The organism is Streptomyces sp. 2P-4 (genome assembly GCF_030167965.1).
GTDB classification, from domain to species: Bacteria; Actinomycetota; Actinomycetes; order Streptomycetales; family Streptomycetaceae; genus Streptomyces; species Streptomyces globosus_A.
Genome location: NZ_CP095011.1, coordinates 347,464 through 363,092 on the forward strand (window position 1 = coordinate 347,464; position 15,629 = coordinate 363,092).

At 76.5% G+C, this 15,629-nt stretch carries 12 protein-coding genes; 8 read left to right on the forward strand and 4 right to left on the reverse strand.

What is annotated here, in order from left to right; all coding sequences use genetic code 11:
- Positions 1-218: 218 nt before the first annotated feature.
- Positions 219-689 carry a hypothetical protein gene (locus MUK52_RS01640; protein ID WP_284574283.1) on the reverse strand — a complete coding sequence of 157 codons (471 nt, stop codon included), beginning with the start codon at positions 687-689 and terminating at the stop codon, positions 219-221.
- A gap of 44 nt (positions 690-733) precedes the next feature.
- Complete coding sequence (locus tag MUK52_RS01645) at positions 734-2,095, reverse strand: LCP family protein (RefSeq protein ID WP_502963531.1); 1,362 nt, start codon at positions 2,093-2,095, stop codon at positions 734-736.
- Positions 2,096-2,278: 183 nt separating this feature from the next.
- On the opposite strand from MUK52_RS01645, the gene MUK52_RS01650 reads away from it, so the two are divergent.
- Both MUK52_RS01650 and MUK52_RS01655 read left to right on the forward strand, forming a co-directional pair.
- On the forward strand, positions 2,279-2,965 hold the full coding sequence (locus tag MUK52_RS01650) for a spermidine synthase family protein (RefSeq protein ID WP_284574285.1): 687 nt from the start codon (positions 2,279-2,281) through the stop codon (positions 2,963-2,965).
- 335 nt (positions 2,966-3,300) lie between these two features.
- The gene (locus tag MUK52_RS01655; protein WP_284574287.1) at positions 3,301-4,509 is read left to right on the forward strand and encodes an alpha/beta hydrolase family protein; all 1,209 of its coding nucleotides are present in this window, start codon (positions 3,301-3,303) and stop codon (positions 4,507-4,509) included.
- 16 nt (positions 4,510-4,525) lie between these two features.
- Here the strand turns inward: MUK52_RS01655 and MUK52_RS01660 are convergent, their stop codons facing one another.
- Positions 4,526-5,590 carry a hypothetical protein gene (locus MUK52_RS01660; RefSeq protein ID WP_284574288.1) on the reverse strand — a complete coding sequence of 355 codons (1,065 nt, stop codon included), beginning with the start codon at positions 5,588-5,590 and terminating at the stop codon, positions 4,526-4,528.
- 84 nt (positions 5,591-5,674) lie between these two features.
- Positions 5,675-5,992 carry a hypothetical protein gene (locus MUK52_RS01665; RefSeq protein WP_114055601.1) on the reverse strand — a complete coding sequence of 106 codons (318 nt, stop codon included), beginning with the start codon at positions 5,990-5,992 and terminating at the stop codon, positions 5,675-5,677.
- Between the two features lie 286 nt (positions 5,993-6,278).
- Between MUK52_RS01665 and MUK52_RS01670 the strand changes: the two genes are divergently transcribed.
- The 6 genes from MUK52_RS01670 to MUK52_RS01695 all read left to right on the forward strand — a co-directional run bounded on the left by MUK52_RS01670 (position 6,279) and on the right by MUK52_RS01695 (position 15,608).
- Positions 6,279-7,547 carry a phenylacetate--CoA ligase family protein gene (locus tag MUK52_RS01670; protein ID WP_114055600.1) on the forward strand — a complete coding sequence of 423 codons (1,269 nt, stop codon included), beginning with the start codon at positions 6,279-6,281 and terminating at the stop codon, positions 7,545-7,547.
- Positions 7,544-8,914, forward strand: a complete 1,371-nt coding sequence (locus MUK52_RS01675) for an MFS transporter (protein WP_284574290.1) — start codon at positions 7,544-7,546, stop codon at positions 8,912-8,914. The genes MUK52_RS01670 and MUK52_RS01675 overlap by 4 nt, the downstream gene beginning before the upstream one ends.
- The gene (locus tag MUK52_RS01680) at positions 8,911-10,056 is read left to right on the forward strand and encodes a GNAT family N-acetyltransferase (RefSeq protein WP_246042530.1); all 1,146 of its coding nucleotides are present in this window, start codon (positions 8,911-8,913) and stop codon (positions 10,054-10,056) included. The genes MUK52_RS01675 and MUK52_RS01680 overlap by 4 nt, the downstream gene beginning before the upstream one ends.
- Positions 10,053-11,201 (forward strand): LuxE/PaaK family acyltransferase, encoded by a 1,149-nt coding sequence (locus MUK52_RS01685; protein ID WP_114055598.1) that lies wholly within the window; start codon positions 10,053-10,055, stop codon positions 11,199-11,201. The genes MUK52_RS01680 and MUK52_RS01685 overlap by 4 nt, the downstream gene beginning before the upstream one ends.
- Before the next feature lie 2 nt (positions 11,202-11,203).
- Positions 11,204-13,756 (forward strand): acyl-CoA reductase, encoded by a 2,553-nt coding sequence (locus MUK52_RS01690; protein WP_284574292.1) that lies wholly within the window; start codon positions 11,204-11,206, stop codon positions 13,754-13,756.
- Positions 13,757-13,880: 124 nt separating this feature from the next.
- The gene (locus MUK52_RS01695; RefSeq protein WP_114055596.1) at positions 13,881-15,608 is read left to right on the forward strand and encodes an FAD-dependent monooxygenase; all 1,728 of its coding nucleotides are present in this window, start codon (positions 13,881-13,883) and stop codon (positions 15,606-15,608) included.
- The last annotated feature ends 21 nt before the right edge of the window (positions 15,609-15,629 follow it).

The following is a 15,629-nucleotide window of genomic DNA, read 5'->3' on the forward strand; positions in this document are numbered from 1 at the left end:
AGTGCGGGACAGGGTACTTGGGGGAGGTGGGGTTCTCCCGCACGGCCGCGGCGCCAGGGGGTGCTGCGAACGTCCTGTGCGGTGCCCGCGGTGTCCGGTGCGTGCTGTCGGTGTGCCGGGCGAAACCCCTCGTACGGGGCGTACCCGGGGCTTCGGCCGGTGCGGCGGGAGTGCGTGCCGGGCGCCGCGGGCGCCGTGCGGGACCTTCGCAACACCCCCTAACCGGTGGTCCCCCAGTGCCAGAGGAGGTCGCCGCCCTCGGGGACCGCCGACCAGCGGGCGGCGGCCGCGTCCAGGCGCGGGCCCGTGCGGGCCAGGGCGTCCGGGCCGATCGGGGGGCGGCCGACGCCGCGGCCCTCGGTGGGCAGGCCGCGCCACACCCGGTACGCCCAGTTCACGGACAGCTCGGCGGCCAGCACGGCGTCGCCGCCGCGGCGCAGGACCTTCATCCCGGAGCGGCGGTGCCTGCCCGGGGCGAGCAGTTCGAAGCCCTGGAAGGTGGCGCCGCGCGCCATCGCGCCCCAGAAGCCGTCGTCGATGCCGAGGGCGGTCTCGACGACGGCGTGGACCAGGTCGTGCGGCATGGCCGGGCCGACGGGCTGGGCGGGGAGCCTGACGTCCGGGCCCTTGCGGTGGCGGACGATGATCTCGTGCTGGTTGTCCGGCAGCTTCCGGAAGGACATCTCCATCGGGGCCGACGGTAGACGCGGCGCCCGCCGCCGCCAAGCCGTTTTCAGCCGGCAGCGGGCTTCGGGGGTGTGGCGGGCTTCGCCGGCCTGGCGGGCAGGCCCACCGTGCCCGCGCAGCCGAGCGTGTCGCCGGTGACCGGGGCGCCGTCGGCGACGTTCCGGTCGTAGGTGACGTGCCGGACGGTGACGGGGTCCTTCCCGACGGCCACGTCGAGGGCGGTGCCGTGTCCGGGGACGGCCTGGAGGCGGGCTCCGGGCAGGGCCGCCGCGACCGTGGCCGCGTCGTCCTCCCGGCCGGGCTCGTACCGGATGACCGGCGGCCCGGCCGGCCGGACGGCGGGCGCCGCCGCGGAGGTGTCGGTCACGGCGAACGCGTCGGCGCGCAGGGCCGCCGCGACCGCGGCGTCGTCGACGCGCACCCGGATTCCGGCCGGGTTGGTGCGGGCGGGCGCCGCGTAGGCCGGCTGGATGCGGGTGTCGCCGGTGATCGGCCGGTCCGCGGCCAGCGCCGCCCACAGCGCCCGGGAGCGGGCCTCGTGCCACAGCAGGGTGGACCCGACGCCGGGCACGCGGTGGTCGAACTCCCGGATGGGGACGGTCGCGAACTCGGTCTGCCCGGCTTTCAGGCGGCCCAGCGCCCAGGCGAGGTGGACGAGGTCGTCGAACCCGGTGCCCGCGTCGGTGCGGACGGACTTGAGGAGGGTGCGGACCGTGCGTGCGGCGCCGATCGGATCGGTGAGGGTGCCCTCGGCGGTCAGCCGGCTCAGCAGGTCGGAGACGGTGCGCTGCTGGCGGCGCACCCGGCCGAGGTCGCCGGGGCGGTTGATGTGGCGGGCGCGGACGTACTGGAGGGTGCCTCGCCCGTCGGTGCGGTGGAGGCCGGCGGGGATGTCGAGCCCCGAGTTCACGTCCTTGAGGGGCTTGTCGGTGCAGACGACCCCGCCGCCGATGCCGTCGACGGCCTGTTCGAAGCCGAGGAAGCCGGTTTCCAGGTAGTGGTCGATGTGCAGTCCGGTGGCCTTCTCCACGGTGCGGACGGCCATGTCGGCGCCGCCGAGCGCGTACGCGCCGTTGATCTTGCCGAGCCGGGCCGGTTCGGTGTCCTGCGCGTAGGCGACGTAGGAGTCGCGCGGGATGGAGACGACGCTGGCGCGGCGCTCGTCGGCGGAGAGGTGGACGAGCATCATCACGTCGGTGCAGTTGCAGCCCTTGCCCCCGACGTTCAGCCGGCGCTTGTCGGCGGCCGAGATGCCGGTGCGGCTGTCGATGCCGACGACGAGGATGTTCGTACCGCGGCCGGGGGCACCGGCCGGGCCGCCGGCGGCGGGGCGCGCCTCGGCGGTGAGGAAGGAGCCCGTGGCGAGCGTCGCCAGCAGGGTCAGGGCAATCGTGAACCGGCGCAACACAAACCCCCATAACAGTCTTTTTCGGACGTCGGAGACAGTAGTGGCCGGCGGGGGCGGGCAAGGGGCTACGCGCCGGGCGCCGGCCGCGTACCGCCCGGGTAGGGGGCAGCCACGCCGCCGGGGGCGGGAACGCGGGTCACCGGGGGCGGGAACGCGGGCCGGAAGTGCGTCGTTGGGAGACGTATGACCGTACCTGTGACACCGGACACCCCCGAGACGCTGGACCGGCGCGAGGGACCCTACGGGGAGGTGGTGCTGCGCCGGCGCGGCACCACGTACGAGATCATCGCGAACGGCTGCTTCCTCATGGACACCTCGGACGGGCGCTCCGAGCGGATGCTCGTCGATGCCGCGTACCTGGCGCTCGACCCGCCGCCCGGCTCGCGCCCCGCCCTGCTGATCGGGGGTCTGGGCGTCGGGTTCTCGCTGGCGCACGCCGCCGCCCGGCCCCACTGGGGCCGGATCGCCGTCGTGGAGCGGGAGGCAGCGGTCGTCGACTGGCACCGCAGCGGGCCGCTCGCCGAGGTGTCCGCCTCGGCGCTGGCCGACCCGCGCACCGAGGTCCTGCAGACCGACCTGGTCGCCTACCTGGCCGGCTCCGCCGACCGGTACGACGCCCTGTGCCTCGACATCGACAACGGCCCGGACTGGACGGTCGACGAGGACAACCGCGGCCTGTACGCGCCCGCGGGCCTGGCGGCATGCCGGGACCGGCTGCGGCCCGGCGGGGTGCTGGCGGTGTGGTCGGCGCAGCCGTCCGCCGCGTTCGAAGACGCCCTGCGGGCGGCCGGGTTCGGGGACGTGCGGACGCAGGAGGTCCCGGTGGCGCGCGGCGTGCCGGACGCGGTCCACCTGGCCCGCAGGCGGTGACCACCCGGGCTGTGCGGCCCAACGGCGGGTGAACCGGTGCAGGCGGAACCGAGGAGGCCCGGGTAGGTGCCGCCGGGGTGACGGCACGAGTCGCGGTCCAGGCGGGAGGTTCCCCGTCGCACCGGCTCGCCGGGTCCGGTCTGCCGGGGCGCCGCGGCCCGGGGTGAGCCCCCTGCTCCGCCGACTGGAGCAGGGGGCCCGCAGGGGGTTCGGCGATCGGGGGCCGGCCGGATGCAGCCGACGCGGATCGTCCACCTGCGGGAGTACGCGGCGGGCGGACACCTCAGCCCGCGGGCCGACGCGGGCCGGCCCCCGGCGCCCGTAGCGTCCCGGGCATGACCACCCTGCCTCGGGCGGCCGCGGCCGCCGTCCTCGCCTGCACGCTCGCCTTACCCGCCACGGCCGCCGCGGCGGCGACCGCGCCCGACACCGCCGCGGGGCGGCCCCCGGCCGCCTGGCCCGCCGCCTCCGACGCCGCCTCCGCCGGCCGTATGCGGCTGCCCGCGCCCACCGGCGCACACGGCGTCGGCAGCACCGTGCTCCACCTCGCCGACCGGTCCCGCAAGGACCCCTGGGTGCCCGCCGCCGACGGCCGCGAGCTGATGGTGACCCTGCACTACCCGGCCGCCCGCCGCACCCACGGGCGGCCGGCCCCTTACGCCACCGAGCCGGAGGCCCGGGAGCTGCTGAAGACGGCCGGTGTGCCGGACCGCCCCTCCGCCGTACGGGAGTTGGCCCGGATGCGGACGCACGGCGCGGTGGACGCGCGCCCCGCACCGGGACGGCATCCGCTGGTGGTCCTCTCCCCCGGGTTCGGGGCGCCGCGGTTCACCCTCACGAACCTCGCCGAGGACCTCGCGTCGCGCGGGTACGTCGTCGCGTCCGTCGACCACGCCTACGAGTCGTCCGGTACGTCCCTGCCGGACGGGCGGCTGCTGACCTGCACGGCATGCAAGGCCCTCGACGAGGACGGCGTGCCGGCGAGCGCCGTGACCGCCGCCCGCGCCGCCGACACCCGGTTCCTGCTGGACCGGCTGACCGGCCCGGCGCCGGCGTGGCGGCACGCGGCGTCGATCGACGCGTCCAGGATCGGCATGGCCGGGCACTCCATCGGCGGTGCGAGCGCCGCCACCGCCATGCTCGCCGATCCGCGCATCGACGCGGGCGTCAACATGGACGGGGCGTTCTGGGACGAGCTGCCGGCCGGCGGGCTGCAGGGGCGGCCGTTCATGCTGCTCGGCACGGACGACGACACGCACCGGCCGGGCGGCACGGACACCACCTGGGACACCGCCTGGCAGGCGCTCGGCGGCTGGAAGCGGTGGCTGACGGTGGCCGGGGCGGACCACTTCAGCTTCTCGGACGGTCCCGTCATCCAGCGGCGTTTCGGCCTGCCCGCGGGGGACATCCCCGCCGAACGCGCCCTCGCGGTGACCCGCGCCTACACGGCCGCGTTCTTCGACCAGCACCTGCGCGGGCAGCCGCAGCGGCTGCTGGACGGGCCGGACGCAGCCCATCCGGAGGTGCGGTTCCACCAGCCGTGAGCGGCGCCGCGGTCGCTCAGCGCCCGCCTGCCCGGGCGGCGTCCAGGCGGCGGGCGGCCGCGTCTGCCGTGCGCTGCGCCTTGTGGAGGGCTTGCTCTGCCCGCCGGTGCCGGGACCGGGCGGCTGCGGCGGCCGCCTCGGCGGCCTCCAGGCGGATTCCCAGCCGGGACAGCTCCTCGCGCAGCGCCTCCGCGGCCGCGGAGGTCCGGTCCAGCTCCTTCTGCGCCCCGTCGAGCGCGGCCCGGGCGCGCTCCCCCTCCTCCTCGGCTGCGGCGACCGCCCGCAGCGCGGTCTCGACACGGGCCTCCAGGCGGGCGGCCCGGCGCTCGGCCACGGCATCCCGCGCCGGCTCCGGAGGGCGAGTCGGCTCCGGTTCCGCGGTCTTCCCCGCCGCCTTCTTCACCGACCCCCGGGCCCGCTCGGGGGCCGGCTTGCCTGCCGGTTTCCCGGGCCGCTTCCGCGGTGGTTCCGCTTCCTTCCGTCCGCGGCCCGCAGGGGGCGCGGGCTCCACCGGCTCGGCCCCGCCCTGGTCCGCCCCCGGCTCCCGTTCCGCCGTGCCCGGCGTCGCGCGGGGCCGGGCGGCCGGGGCGGCCGGGCCCGGCTCCAGGCCCTCGAAGCCGAGTCGCGGTGCCGGGGCCTGCGCCAGGTGTCCCGCGGCCCAGTCCCGGCCGGACTCCTCATCGCCCGCCAGGCCGTGGAGGACGGCCTCGACGTCCCGGGCCGGCACCCCGCCGCCGCGTTCCCCCGCGCCCTCCGCCAGCGCGGCCGCATCGCGGGCCAGGCCGGCCGAGAGCCGGTTCCGCGCGGCCGACAGTTCCCGGATCCGCCGGCCGTCGAGGTCGCGGTGCGCCCTGCGCAGGGCATCGCCCGACTCCAGGAGTTCCGCCGCCCGTTCGGGCTCGGCTGCGGCCAGCAGGTTCGCCGCCCACACCGCGAGCGTGGGACGCCGCAGCGCGGCGAGTGCGCGGGCGGCCTCCGCGTCGCCCTCCCGCTTGGCCCGGGCCGCGTACGCGTTCCTGGCCGCGACGAACCCGGCCGGGTGGAGTGCGTACAGCTCCCGCATCACCGCGTCGACGTCCATGCCCCCACCATGGGGCGCCGCCCCGGCCTCCGCCGCCCGCGACCCGCCGGGCGGCCGGAGGCACGCCCGGACAGCGGCGGCGCGTCAGTCGGTGTCCTCACGGGCCAGGGCCAGGGCGAGGTCCTGGAGGATCTGCTCCGTCGACACCGGCGGGTCGGCCTCGTCGTGGGCGTCCGCGAGGGCGTCGAAGGCGGTGATGAAGCCGTTCACCAGCGCGCTCAGCGGCGCGGACATCTGCTCCAGGACGGCCATCCCGACCTCCTGGGCACTGGCGTCCGCCGGGACGACGAACTGGGTGGGCATGACCTCGGCCAGCACGTCGGAGACGAACCCGGCGTCGGCCCCGGAGCGGAGGGCGGTGAGCGCGGCGATGGCCTTCAGTTTGATCTCGTTCTCCGTCATCGGACGAGCTTAGAACGCCCCTCCGCCTCTGTGACCGGCCCCCACCGCCACCGAAAGAAACAGAAAAGTTGTTGAATATCGTCTGACTGGCCGGATATATTTGGCAGATTTGGCGACTGGCGCACTGATGTTCCATCATCATGACTGCACGTCAGCTTTCGGCGTGCGCCGAGGAGGCGGGGGCACGGGGGTTCCCCGGTCGCACCGGATGGTTCGCAGGCGGGCTCAAGGCCCCGCCGCGCACGGTGGCTCCCGCCCCGGTATCCCGTCATCTAGGCAAAGGCCCATGTCCGCCCAGCAGCTCTCGGACCTCATACGTTTCGCCCGTCGCAACTCGCCCTTCTACGAGGAGCTCTACGCGTCCCTCCCGTCCGGCGCCGACCGCCTCGCCGACCTCCCGGTCATCGACCAGAAGCGGTTCTGGGAGGCCAACACCTTCCCCGGCAGCCGCGTTCTGACCGGCCCGCTCAGCGAGGCCACCGTCTTCAAGACCGGCGGCACGACCGGTGCCCCCAAACTCTCCGCCTACACCCGCGACGAGTGGCGCACCTTCGTCACCTCGTTCGGCCAGGGCCTGGTGGACGCCGGCCTGCGGCCGGGCCACCGCGTCGCCGACCTGTTCTACGCGGGCGAGCTGTACGCCAGCTTCCTCTTCATCCTCGACTCCCTCGCCCACGCCCCCGTGGACAACGTCCGCCTGCCCGTCGGCGGCGGAGCCCCGCTCGACTCGGCGGTTCCGACGCTGCGCGACCTGTCCGCGCAGGTCGTCGCGGGCACGCCCACCACCCTGTGCCGGCTGGCCGAGCACCTTGCGGCGGGCGGCGACCGGCTGGAGTCGGTGGAACTGCTGCTCTTCGGCGGCGAGGCCCTCTTCGACGACCAGCGCCGCCTGCTGGCCACCGCGTTCCCCCGCGCCGAGGCCCGCTCCGTCGGCTACGCCAGCGTGGACGCCGGACTGCTCGGGCGGCCCGTGCCCGGCCCGGACGCCCGCGTGCACCGCGCGTTCACCCCGTACTCCGTCGTGGAGATCCTCGACGACACCACCGGCGAGCCGGTCACCGAGCCGGGGCGGCCCGGGCGGGTCGTCGTCACCAGCCTCTTCCGGCGCCTCATGCCGATCATCCGCTACCCCGCGGGCGACCGAGCCGAGTGGACCGGCACCGGCCCCGGGCACTTCCGCATCCTCGGCCGCGCCGAGGAGGGCGTACGCGTCGGGCCGGTCTCGCTCCACACCGACGACGCGCAGGACGCCGTCGCCGCCGCGGACACCGCGGGCCGGGTCGTCGGCATGCAGCTTGTCGTCCGCCGCTGGGACGGCCGCGACGGGCTCGTGCTCCGCCTCGCGACCGCACCCGGCGACGCCGGCGACGGCCTCGACACCCTCGCCAAGGCCGTCGTCGCGGAACTGGAGGCGGCACGGCCGCTGTACCCGCAGAGCACGGCCGCCGGGTTCGTGCACCCGCTGTCCGTGGAGTGGGCGCGCCACCGCGACCTCGCCGTCAACCCGCGCTCCGGGAAGCTCGTCCGGGTCCTCGACGAGAGGCCCACCGCATGACCGCCGCACCGCCGTCCGCGCCGACCGCGCCCTCGGCCGCGCCCGCGCCGGCCGGGCGGCCCGCGCGGCGCGCCCCGCTCGTGCTGCGCAACCGCGCCTTCGGCGCCGTGTGGCTGGGCCAGGTCCTGACCCAGGCCGCCGTGCGCATGTTCCAGGTCGGCGTCTCCTGGTGGCTCGTCGCCTACGCCGTACGGGACGCCGCGGGGCTCGCCTCCGGGCTGTTCATGGCCGTCTGCACGCTCCCCGCGGTCGCCCTCGCGCCCGTCGTGGCGAAGGCCGTCGGCCGGTACGCGCACCGCTCGGTGCTGCGGACCGCCGCCGGCCTGGCCGCGGCCGCCGCGGCCGTCCTCGCCGCCGGGGCGCAGGCGGGCGGGCCGCCGCTCGCAGGCGTGTACGCCGCCGCCCTCGCCCTGGCCGCCTGCCAGGCGTTCTTCGACCCGTGCCTGACGACCTCGATCCCCGAACTCGTCGACGACGAGGACATCGAGGCCGCCACCGGCTTCGAGCTGTCCACCCAGTCGCTGGCCGGGCTCGGCGGGGCGCTGCTCGGCGCGCTCGCCGTGGACGGGGCCGGTGTCGCGGGGCTGGCGGCCGGCTGCGCCGCCGCCTACCTCGGCGCCGCGGTCCTCGTCGCCACCGCACGCTTCCGCAACCCGGCGCCCGCCGCCGGGGACGGCGCGACGGCGGCCGGCGGGGCCGCGCCGGGCGGGCGCCCGCTGCGCCGCATCCTCGGCGAACTGCCCTACGTGCGCCGGATCCTGGTGTGCTTCACCGCGGCGAACCTGTTCACCGCCGCCGTGTTCGTCGTCGTCCCGCTCTACACCCGCTCCGTCCTCGACGGCGGGGGCGGCACCGTGGCCCTGCTGGAGGCCGCGCTGGGCACAGGCGCGCTCGTCGGCGCGTTCACGGGGACGCGGATCCCCGGCCGGCCCACCGTCGCCGGCGCGTACTGCCTGGCCCTGATGGCCGCCGCGCTGGCGCTCCCGGGCCTGGCCCCGCACCGCGCCGTGGCGGTGTGCGGCCTCGCCGTGTCCGGCTGGTGCGCCGGGGCGGTCAGCGTCCGGTTCGTCGCCCTCTTCCAGCGGCTCGTGCCGCCCGCCGACAAGCCCGGCTTCTTCGCCGTCATGCAGGCCGTGCTGGGAGCCTCCCTGCCGGTGGCGTCCCTCGCCTTCGGCGCCGCGGGCGACGTGCTGTCCCCGCAGACGCTGTGCCTGGTCCAGGGCGCCGGCCTGCTCCCGGCCGCCCTCGCCCTGGCCCTCCTCGGGGCGCGCACGCCCGACCCCGAGCCGGAGGCCGAGGCGGAGGCGGGCCCCGGCCCTGTGCCCGTGCCGGGCGCGGCCGCCGGCGCCGAGGGAGGCGGCCGGTGAAGCCCGCCATCACCCGGGCCTGCCCGGCGGACATCGCCGAACTGCGCCAGCTGTACTACGCCGTCTACGGACCCCACTACCCCGTGGCCCTGGGCACCGACCCCGCCGAGATGGCCCGGCTGATCGGGGACCCGCACTCCCTGTGGCTCGTCGGCCGCTGCCCCGACAGCGGCGCCCTGACCGGGTCGGCCGCCATCCACGGCGAGGCGGGCAGCCGCATCGGCCGCCTCGAAGGCATCGCCGTGCACCCCGGGCACCGCTCCGGGGGCCTGGCCGGCGCCCTCACCGCCGAGCTGTGCGCCGGCATGCTGGACACCGGGCGCCTGGACTCGGTGTACGCGACCGTGCGGACCGTCAGCGCCGGCCCCCAGCGGGTCGTCCTGCGCAACGGCTTCCGCCCGCTCGGCATCCTGCCCAACGCGGTCGACCTCCGCAGCCGCGAGAGCCTCGCCCTGTACGCCCGGCACTCCGCCGGAGTCCTGGACCGCCGCAAGCCCGTCACCGAGGTCCCCGCGGCCCTCATGCCGCTGCTGCGCACCGCCGAGGAGGCCCTCGGCATCGCCTACCCCGGCGTCCGGGCGGTGTCCGGGCCGGCGTCCGCGCCGGCCGCCCCGGCGGACGCCGAGCGCCTGGAGGTCATCGAGGCCCCGGCGTTCGTACGCCGCCGCTTCCGGGAGCGGTTCCCCGGCCGGGGGGACTGGTTCTACCCGCTGCACACCCCGAACGTCCTGCTCACCCCGGAGGACGGCCGGTTCGAGGTGTACGCCTACCTCAACCGCACCGGCGGCTACTGCTCCCTCCTCACCGCCCACCCCGAGCCGGCCGCGGCCGCCGCGTACCTGGAGCCCGTCACCCGCGCCCTGGCCCGGGCCGGCGCCGGCTACGTCGAGGCCCTGGTGCCGCTGGACCGCCCGGAAGCCCTCCAGGCCTTCCACGCCCAGGGGTTCGTCGCCGGGGCGCTGTACCCGGCGATGCGCGCCGACGGCGAAGGCTTCCGCGACTACGCCGTGCTGTCGCGCTCCTCGGAGCGCATCGACTTCCGCGGCGTCGCCGTCGAACCGCCGCTGCGGCCCTACCTGGACTGCTACGTGTCGGCCTGGGCGTCGACCCACCTGCCCACCCCATCCGAGGTTGCCCGATGAACCCCCATCTCGCGCCGGTGTCCGTACCCGACCCGGCCCTCCTGCCGCACGTCCAGCGACTGTGCGACCTGACCGACCCCTACGCCTGCGGGCCTGCCGAGGACGAGCTGTTCGCCGCGGCCATGGCCGAGTCGCACGCCTGGCACCGCGCGCGGTCGCCGTTCTTCCGCTCGCTGTACGAGGCGACGCCGCCGGCCGAGCCGTACCGGACGCCGCTGGTCCACGCGAACTTCTTCAAGCGCCACGAGGTGCTGTCGATCCCCCGCGAGGACGTCGAACTGCACCTGACGTCCTCGGGCACGACCGGGCAGAAGTCGCAGATGTTCTTCGACACCTGGACGATCCGCTCCGCGCAGCGCATGGTCGCCCGGATCTTCGAGCGCAACGGCTGGATCACCCCCGGGCAGGAGGTCAACTACCTGCTCTACAGCTACGAGCCGGCGCCTTCCCTCAATCTCGGCACGGCCTTCACCGACAACTACCTGTGCGACTTCGCGCCGGCCCGCAGCGTCGCGTACGCCCTGCGCAACACCGGCAGCGGCCACGAGTTCGACCCCTTCGGCTGCATCGCCGCCCTCCGGCGCTTCGCCGAGGACGGCGCGCCGGTCCGCATCCTCGGCTTCCCGGCCTTCCTCTTCTTCACCCTGGAGCGGATGCGCGCCATGGGCATGCCTCCGCTGCAGCTCCCGGAGGGCTCCCTCGTCGTCCTCGGCGGCGGGTGGAAGGGCCACGCCGACCGGCGCATCGGCAAGGAGGAGCTGTACGACCGGGTCACCGAACAGCTGGGCATTCCGGGCGAGCGGATCCGGGACACCTTCGGCTCCGTCGAGCATTGCATCCCGTACGTGGAGTGCGACCGCCACCGGCTGCACGCCCCCGTGTGGTCGCGGGTGGTGATCCGCTCCACACGCACCCTCGAACCGCTGCCGTACGGGGAGCCGGGCTACCTGCACCTGGTGTCGCCGTACATCACCTCCGTCCCGGCGCAGAGCGTCGTCATGGGCGACCTGGCCTCGCTGCAGCCGGGCGAGGCCTGCGGGTGCGACGTGCCGACCCCCTGGTTCACCGTCCACGGGCGTGCCGGGGTGAGCCGCAACCGGAGCTGCGCGGTGGCCGCCGCCGAACTGATGAAGGGCATGGCCTGACCATGATCGACACCACCACCGCCGCTGCGGCCGCTCCGACCGCCGCTGCGCCGCACTTCTGGCAGGGCGCCTTCATCGGCGACGAGGAGGCCGGGCGCCGCCTGGCCGACCTGCCCGCCGCGGTCGAGGCCGCGCTCGCCGGCGTCCTGGAGACCGAGACCGTCATCGCCGCCTGCGACGCCCTGTCCGCCGCCCTCCTCGACCCGGCGCACGCCGTCCGCGCCCGGCTCGCCGCCCACCTCCCCGAGGGGGAGGACCCGGCGCTCCTCGCCGAGCTCGGGCAGGCCCTCGGCCGCCGGGAACTCACCCGCAAGCTGCGCCGGGAGCTGGGCGGGGCCGCGCCGGGCCGCCTGGACCGGGCCGATCCGCGCGAGACGGTCTACGAGGCGTGGGCGCCCGTCGGCATGGTCGCGCACATCGCGCCGGGCAACGCCGCGACCGTCGCGCCGCTCAGCATCGTCGAGGGCCTCCTCGCCGGGAACGTCAACGTCCTCAAGACCAGCAGCGCGGACACCCTCCTCGCGCAGGCCCTGACGGCCGAGCTGGCGGCCCTCGACCCCACCGGGGCGCTGGCCGCACGGATCGTCGTCCTGCGCTTCCCGTCCTCGCGGCAGGAGTGGCTGCGCCTGATGTGCGCGCCCGCGGACGCCGTCGCCGTGTGGGGCGGGGAGGCCGCCGTCGAGGGGGTCGCCGCCCATGTGCCGGCCGGGTGCCGGCTGGTGGAGTGGGGGCACCGTATCTCCTTCGCCTACCTGACGGCGGACGCCTGGTCGGAGCCGTCCGTGCTGGAGGCCCTCGCGGACGACGTGTGCCTGTACGAGCAGCAGGCCTGCTCCAGCCCGCAGGTCGTCTACCTCGACACGCGGGACGAGGGGGAGGTCTTCGCGTTCGCGGAGCGCTTCGCCGCCGTCCTCGGCGCCCGCCCGCCGGCCGTCCCGGCGGGCCCGGCCGGTGCGCCCGACCCGGCCGGGGAGGCCGAGCTGACCACGACCGAGCTGGTGGCGCGGCTGGAGGAACACCTGGGCCTGACGCGGGTGTTCGCCGCCCCCGACGGCTCGTGGCGGGTCATGGCCGACACCCGCTCGCCGCTGACGGCGTCCCCCCTGCACCGCAGCGTGTGGGTCAAGCCGCTGCCCCGCAAGGAGCTGATCGCAACGCTGCGCCCGATGCGCCGCTACCTGCAGACCGCGGGCATCGCGGGCAGCCGCGCCGACATCGCCGAGCTGTCCCGCACCGTGCTGGCCGCCGGCGCGACCCGGGTCACCCCGGTCGGGGCGATGCCGCACAGCTACGCGGGCGAGCCGCACGACGGCGTGTACGCGCTGCAGCGCTACAGCCGGCGCGTCGCCGTCCAGGCGGACCCGGAGCTGTTCGCGACGACCGCCTGCCTGGACGACCTGGCGCGCCCGGTCGCCCTGCCCCGCCCGGAGGGGCCGCTGGTCGGCAAGGAGGAGGTGCAGGCCCGCAACGGGCAGGTCGCGCGGGCGGACGCGGAGCTGTACTTCCACAGCGGCGGCAGCACCGGCGCCCCGGCGCTGTCGCTGTTCAGCTACGACGACTACGACACGCAGATGCGGGCGGCGGCCCGCGGCCTGATCGCCGCCGGGTACGACCCGGTCGGCGACCGCACCGCCAACCTGTTCTACTGCGGCGGCATGTACGGCAGCTTCATCAGCTTCTTCTCCGTGCTGGAGCGGCTCGGCGGGGTGCAGCTGCCGCTGGCGGCAGGCCCCGACCACGCGGCGACGGCGCGGGCGATCGTCGAGCACCGGGCGGACACCCTCTTCGGGATGCCGTCCTACCTGTGGCAGCTGCTGCATGCGGAGGCGGACACGCTGCGCGCCTACGGGGGCCTGCGCAAGGTCTTCTACGGCGGCGAGCACTTCACGCCGGAGCAGCGGCGGGTGCTGGAGGAGGACTTCGGCATCGGGGTCGTGCGCTCGATCACCTACGGCAGCACCGACCTCGGCCCGCTCGGCTACCAGTGCACGGAGAGCTCGGGCGGCGTCCACCACCTGCACGCCGACCTGCACACCCTGGAGATCCTCGACGAGGCCGAGGACCGGCCCGCGGCTCCCGGGGAGGCGGGCCGGCTGGTCTTCGCCACGCACGCCAGGCGCGGCCAGCAGCTGGGCCGGTACGTCATCGGAGACCTCGGCAGGGCGATCCCGGGCCGCTGCCCGTGCGGCAGCCTCGCCCCGCGCTTCGAGCTGCTGGGGCGGACCGGCGACACGGTGCGGGTGGCCACGTACCTGCTGAACCACCGCCGCTTCACGGCCCTGGCCGGCGAGGGCGGGCAACGCGGGGAGCTGCAGCTCCGCATCGGCGCCGGCCCGGAGCGGGAGCGGCTGGCGGTGCGGGTGGAGCAGGCGGAGGGGACGGATCCGCAGCGGCTGCGCGCGGTGTTCCTGTCCGGGTATCCGGAGCTCCGCTCGGCCGTGGCCGAGGGGCTGCTGGAGCTGGTGGTCGAGGCGGTGGACGGCGCCGCGCTCGACCGCGTCCCGACGAGCGGCAAGCTCCGCTCCGTGGTGGACGACCGGCCGCGCGGCGTCTGACCCGCCGTCCCGCGCCCGCCGGATCCCCTCCGCGCGGGCGCGGCCCCGGCGCCGGGTGGCCGGCGCCGGGGCCCCGGCCGACGATGGGAGGACACGCGCTCGGGGATCTCCCCGGGGAGGGCCAGTGACGGACACCGATGTGCTGATCGTGGGCGCCGGACCGGTCGGACTGACCGCGGCGGCGGAACTGCGCCGGCAGCGCGTGGCCTGCCGCGTCATCGACCGGCTGCCGGGCCGGCTGCCGTACGCGAAGGCGGTCGGGATCCAGCCCCGCACCCTGGAGGTGTGGGACCGGATGGGCCTGGTCCGCGCCGCGCTGGAGGCCGCCGTCCCGATGTGCGGCCAGTTGCTGTACGTGGACGGGGCCGAGCAGGGCCGCATCGACCTGCGGCTGCCGCCGGAGGTGCCGTACGGCTTCGCGGCGCTCCCCCAGTACGAGACGGAGCGGATCCTGGAGGAGCACCTGGCCCGCTTCGGCACCCGCATCGAGCGCAGCACCGAGCTGGTGTCGTTCGCGCAGGACGCGGACGGCGTCCTCAGCCGGATCACCACGGCCGGCGGCGGCGAGGAGGTCCGCTCGCTGTTCCTGGTGGGCTGCGACGGCGCGCACAGCACCGTCCGCAAGGGGCTCGGCCTCTCCTTCGAGGGCGGGGCGTTCCCCGAGGAGTACATGCTCGGCGACGTGGAGGTGGACTGGAGCCTGCCCGCGGGGTACGGCGTCCGCTCGCTGCACCACGGTGCGGACGGCGCGGTGGACGACGTCCTGGTGTGCATTCCGCTGCCGGGCCGCCACCGGTACCGGATGTCGATGCTCGTGCCGCCCGAACTGTCCGCGGCGGGCTCCGGCGGCGGCGCCGGCGGGGCGGAGGGGGTGGCGCACGGGCTGGAGACCGGGCGGGGGCCGGGGCTGGAGGACATCCAGGCGGTGCTGGACCGGCTGGCGCCCGAGCCGGTCACCGCGTCGGCACTGCGCTGGTCGTCGGTGTTCCGGATCAGCCACCGGCTGGTGGACCGGTACGGGGACGGCCGGGTGTTCGTGGCGGGCGACGCGGCGCACATCCATCCGCCGACCGGCGCCCAGGGCATGAACACCGGCATCCAGGACGCCCACAACCTGGCCTGGAAGCTGGCGCTCGCCGTGGCGGGCCGGGCGCACCCCCGGCTGCTGGAGAGCTACCACGCCGAGCGGCACCCCGTCGGCGAGGAGGTGGTGGGCCGGACGGTCCGGCACGCCCGGCAGGGCGCCGCATCGGATGCGGAGGACGCGGGCACGGCCCGGCTCCGCGAGGCGCAGCTGCTGGTGGCGTACCCCGGCAGTCCCGTCGTCGGCCCGCGCGGCGGGAACGGCGCGGGCCCGGGGCCCGGGGAGCGGGCTCCGGACTGCGGCGGCCTGACGAGCGGGGTCGCGGCGGTGCCGCTGCGGCTGTTCGACCTGCTGAGGGACCGCGGGCACGTGCTGGTGATGTACGCCGAGTCGGCGGCGGACCTGGCCGCGTGCGGCGAGCTCGCCGCGCTGGCCCGCCGGTCGGCCGGCGCGGGCGGCGGCGCGGACGGGAGCGGGCCTCATGCATGCGTGGTCCTCGCGGCGCCGGACTCCTCCGGGGGCGGCGAAGGGCGTGACCGGCACGGGGCGGCGGTGGACGCCGCGTACGAGGGGTCGGCCTCGGACGCCGCGCCGCTGCCGGTGTTCGTGGACGGCCGGGGCGAGTTCGCCCGGGTGTACGGGGCGGGCGGCGCGACGGCGTTCGTGGTGCGGCCGGACGGCTACCTGGGGGTGCGGCTCGCGCCGGTCGGGGCGCCGGAGGCGGCGGCCGGGCTGGCGGCCCACCTGGCGCGGGTCTTCGCCGCCTGACGCCGCCCGGCGGGGCGGGGC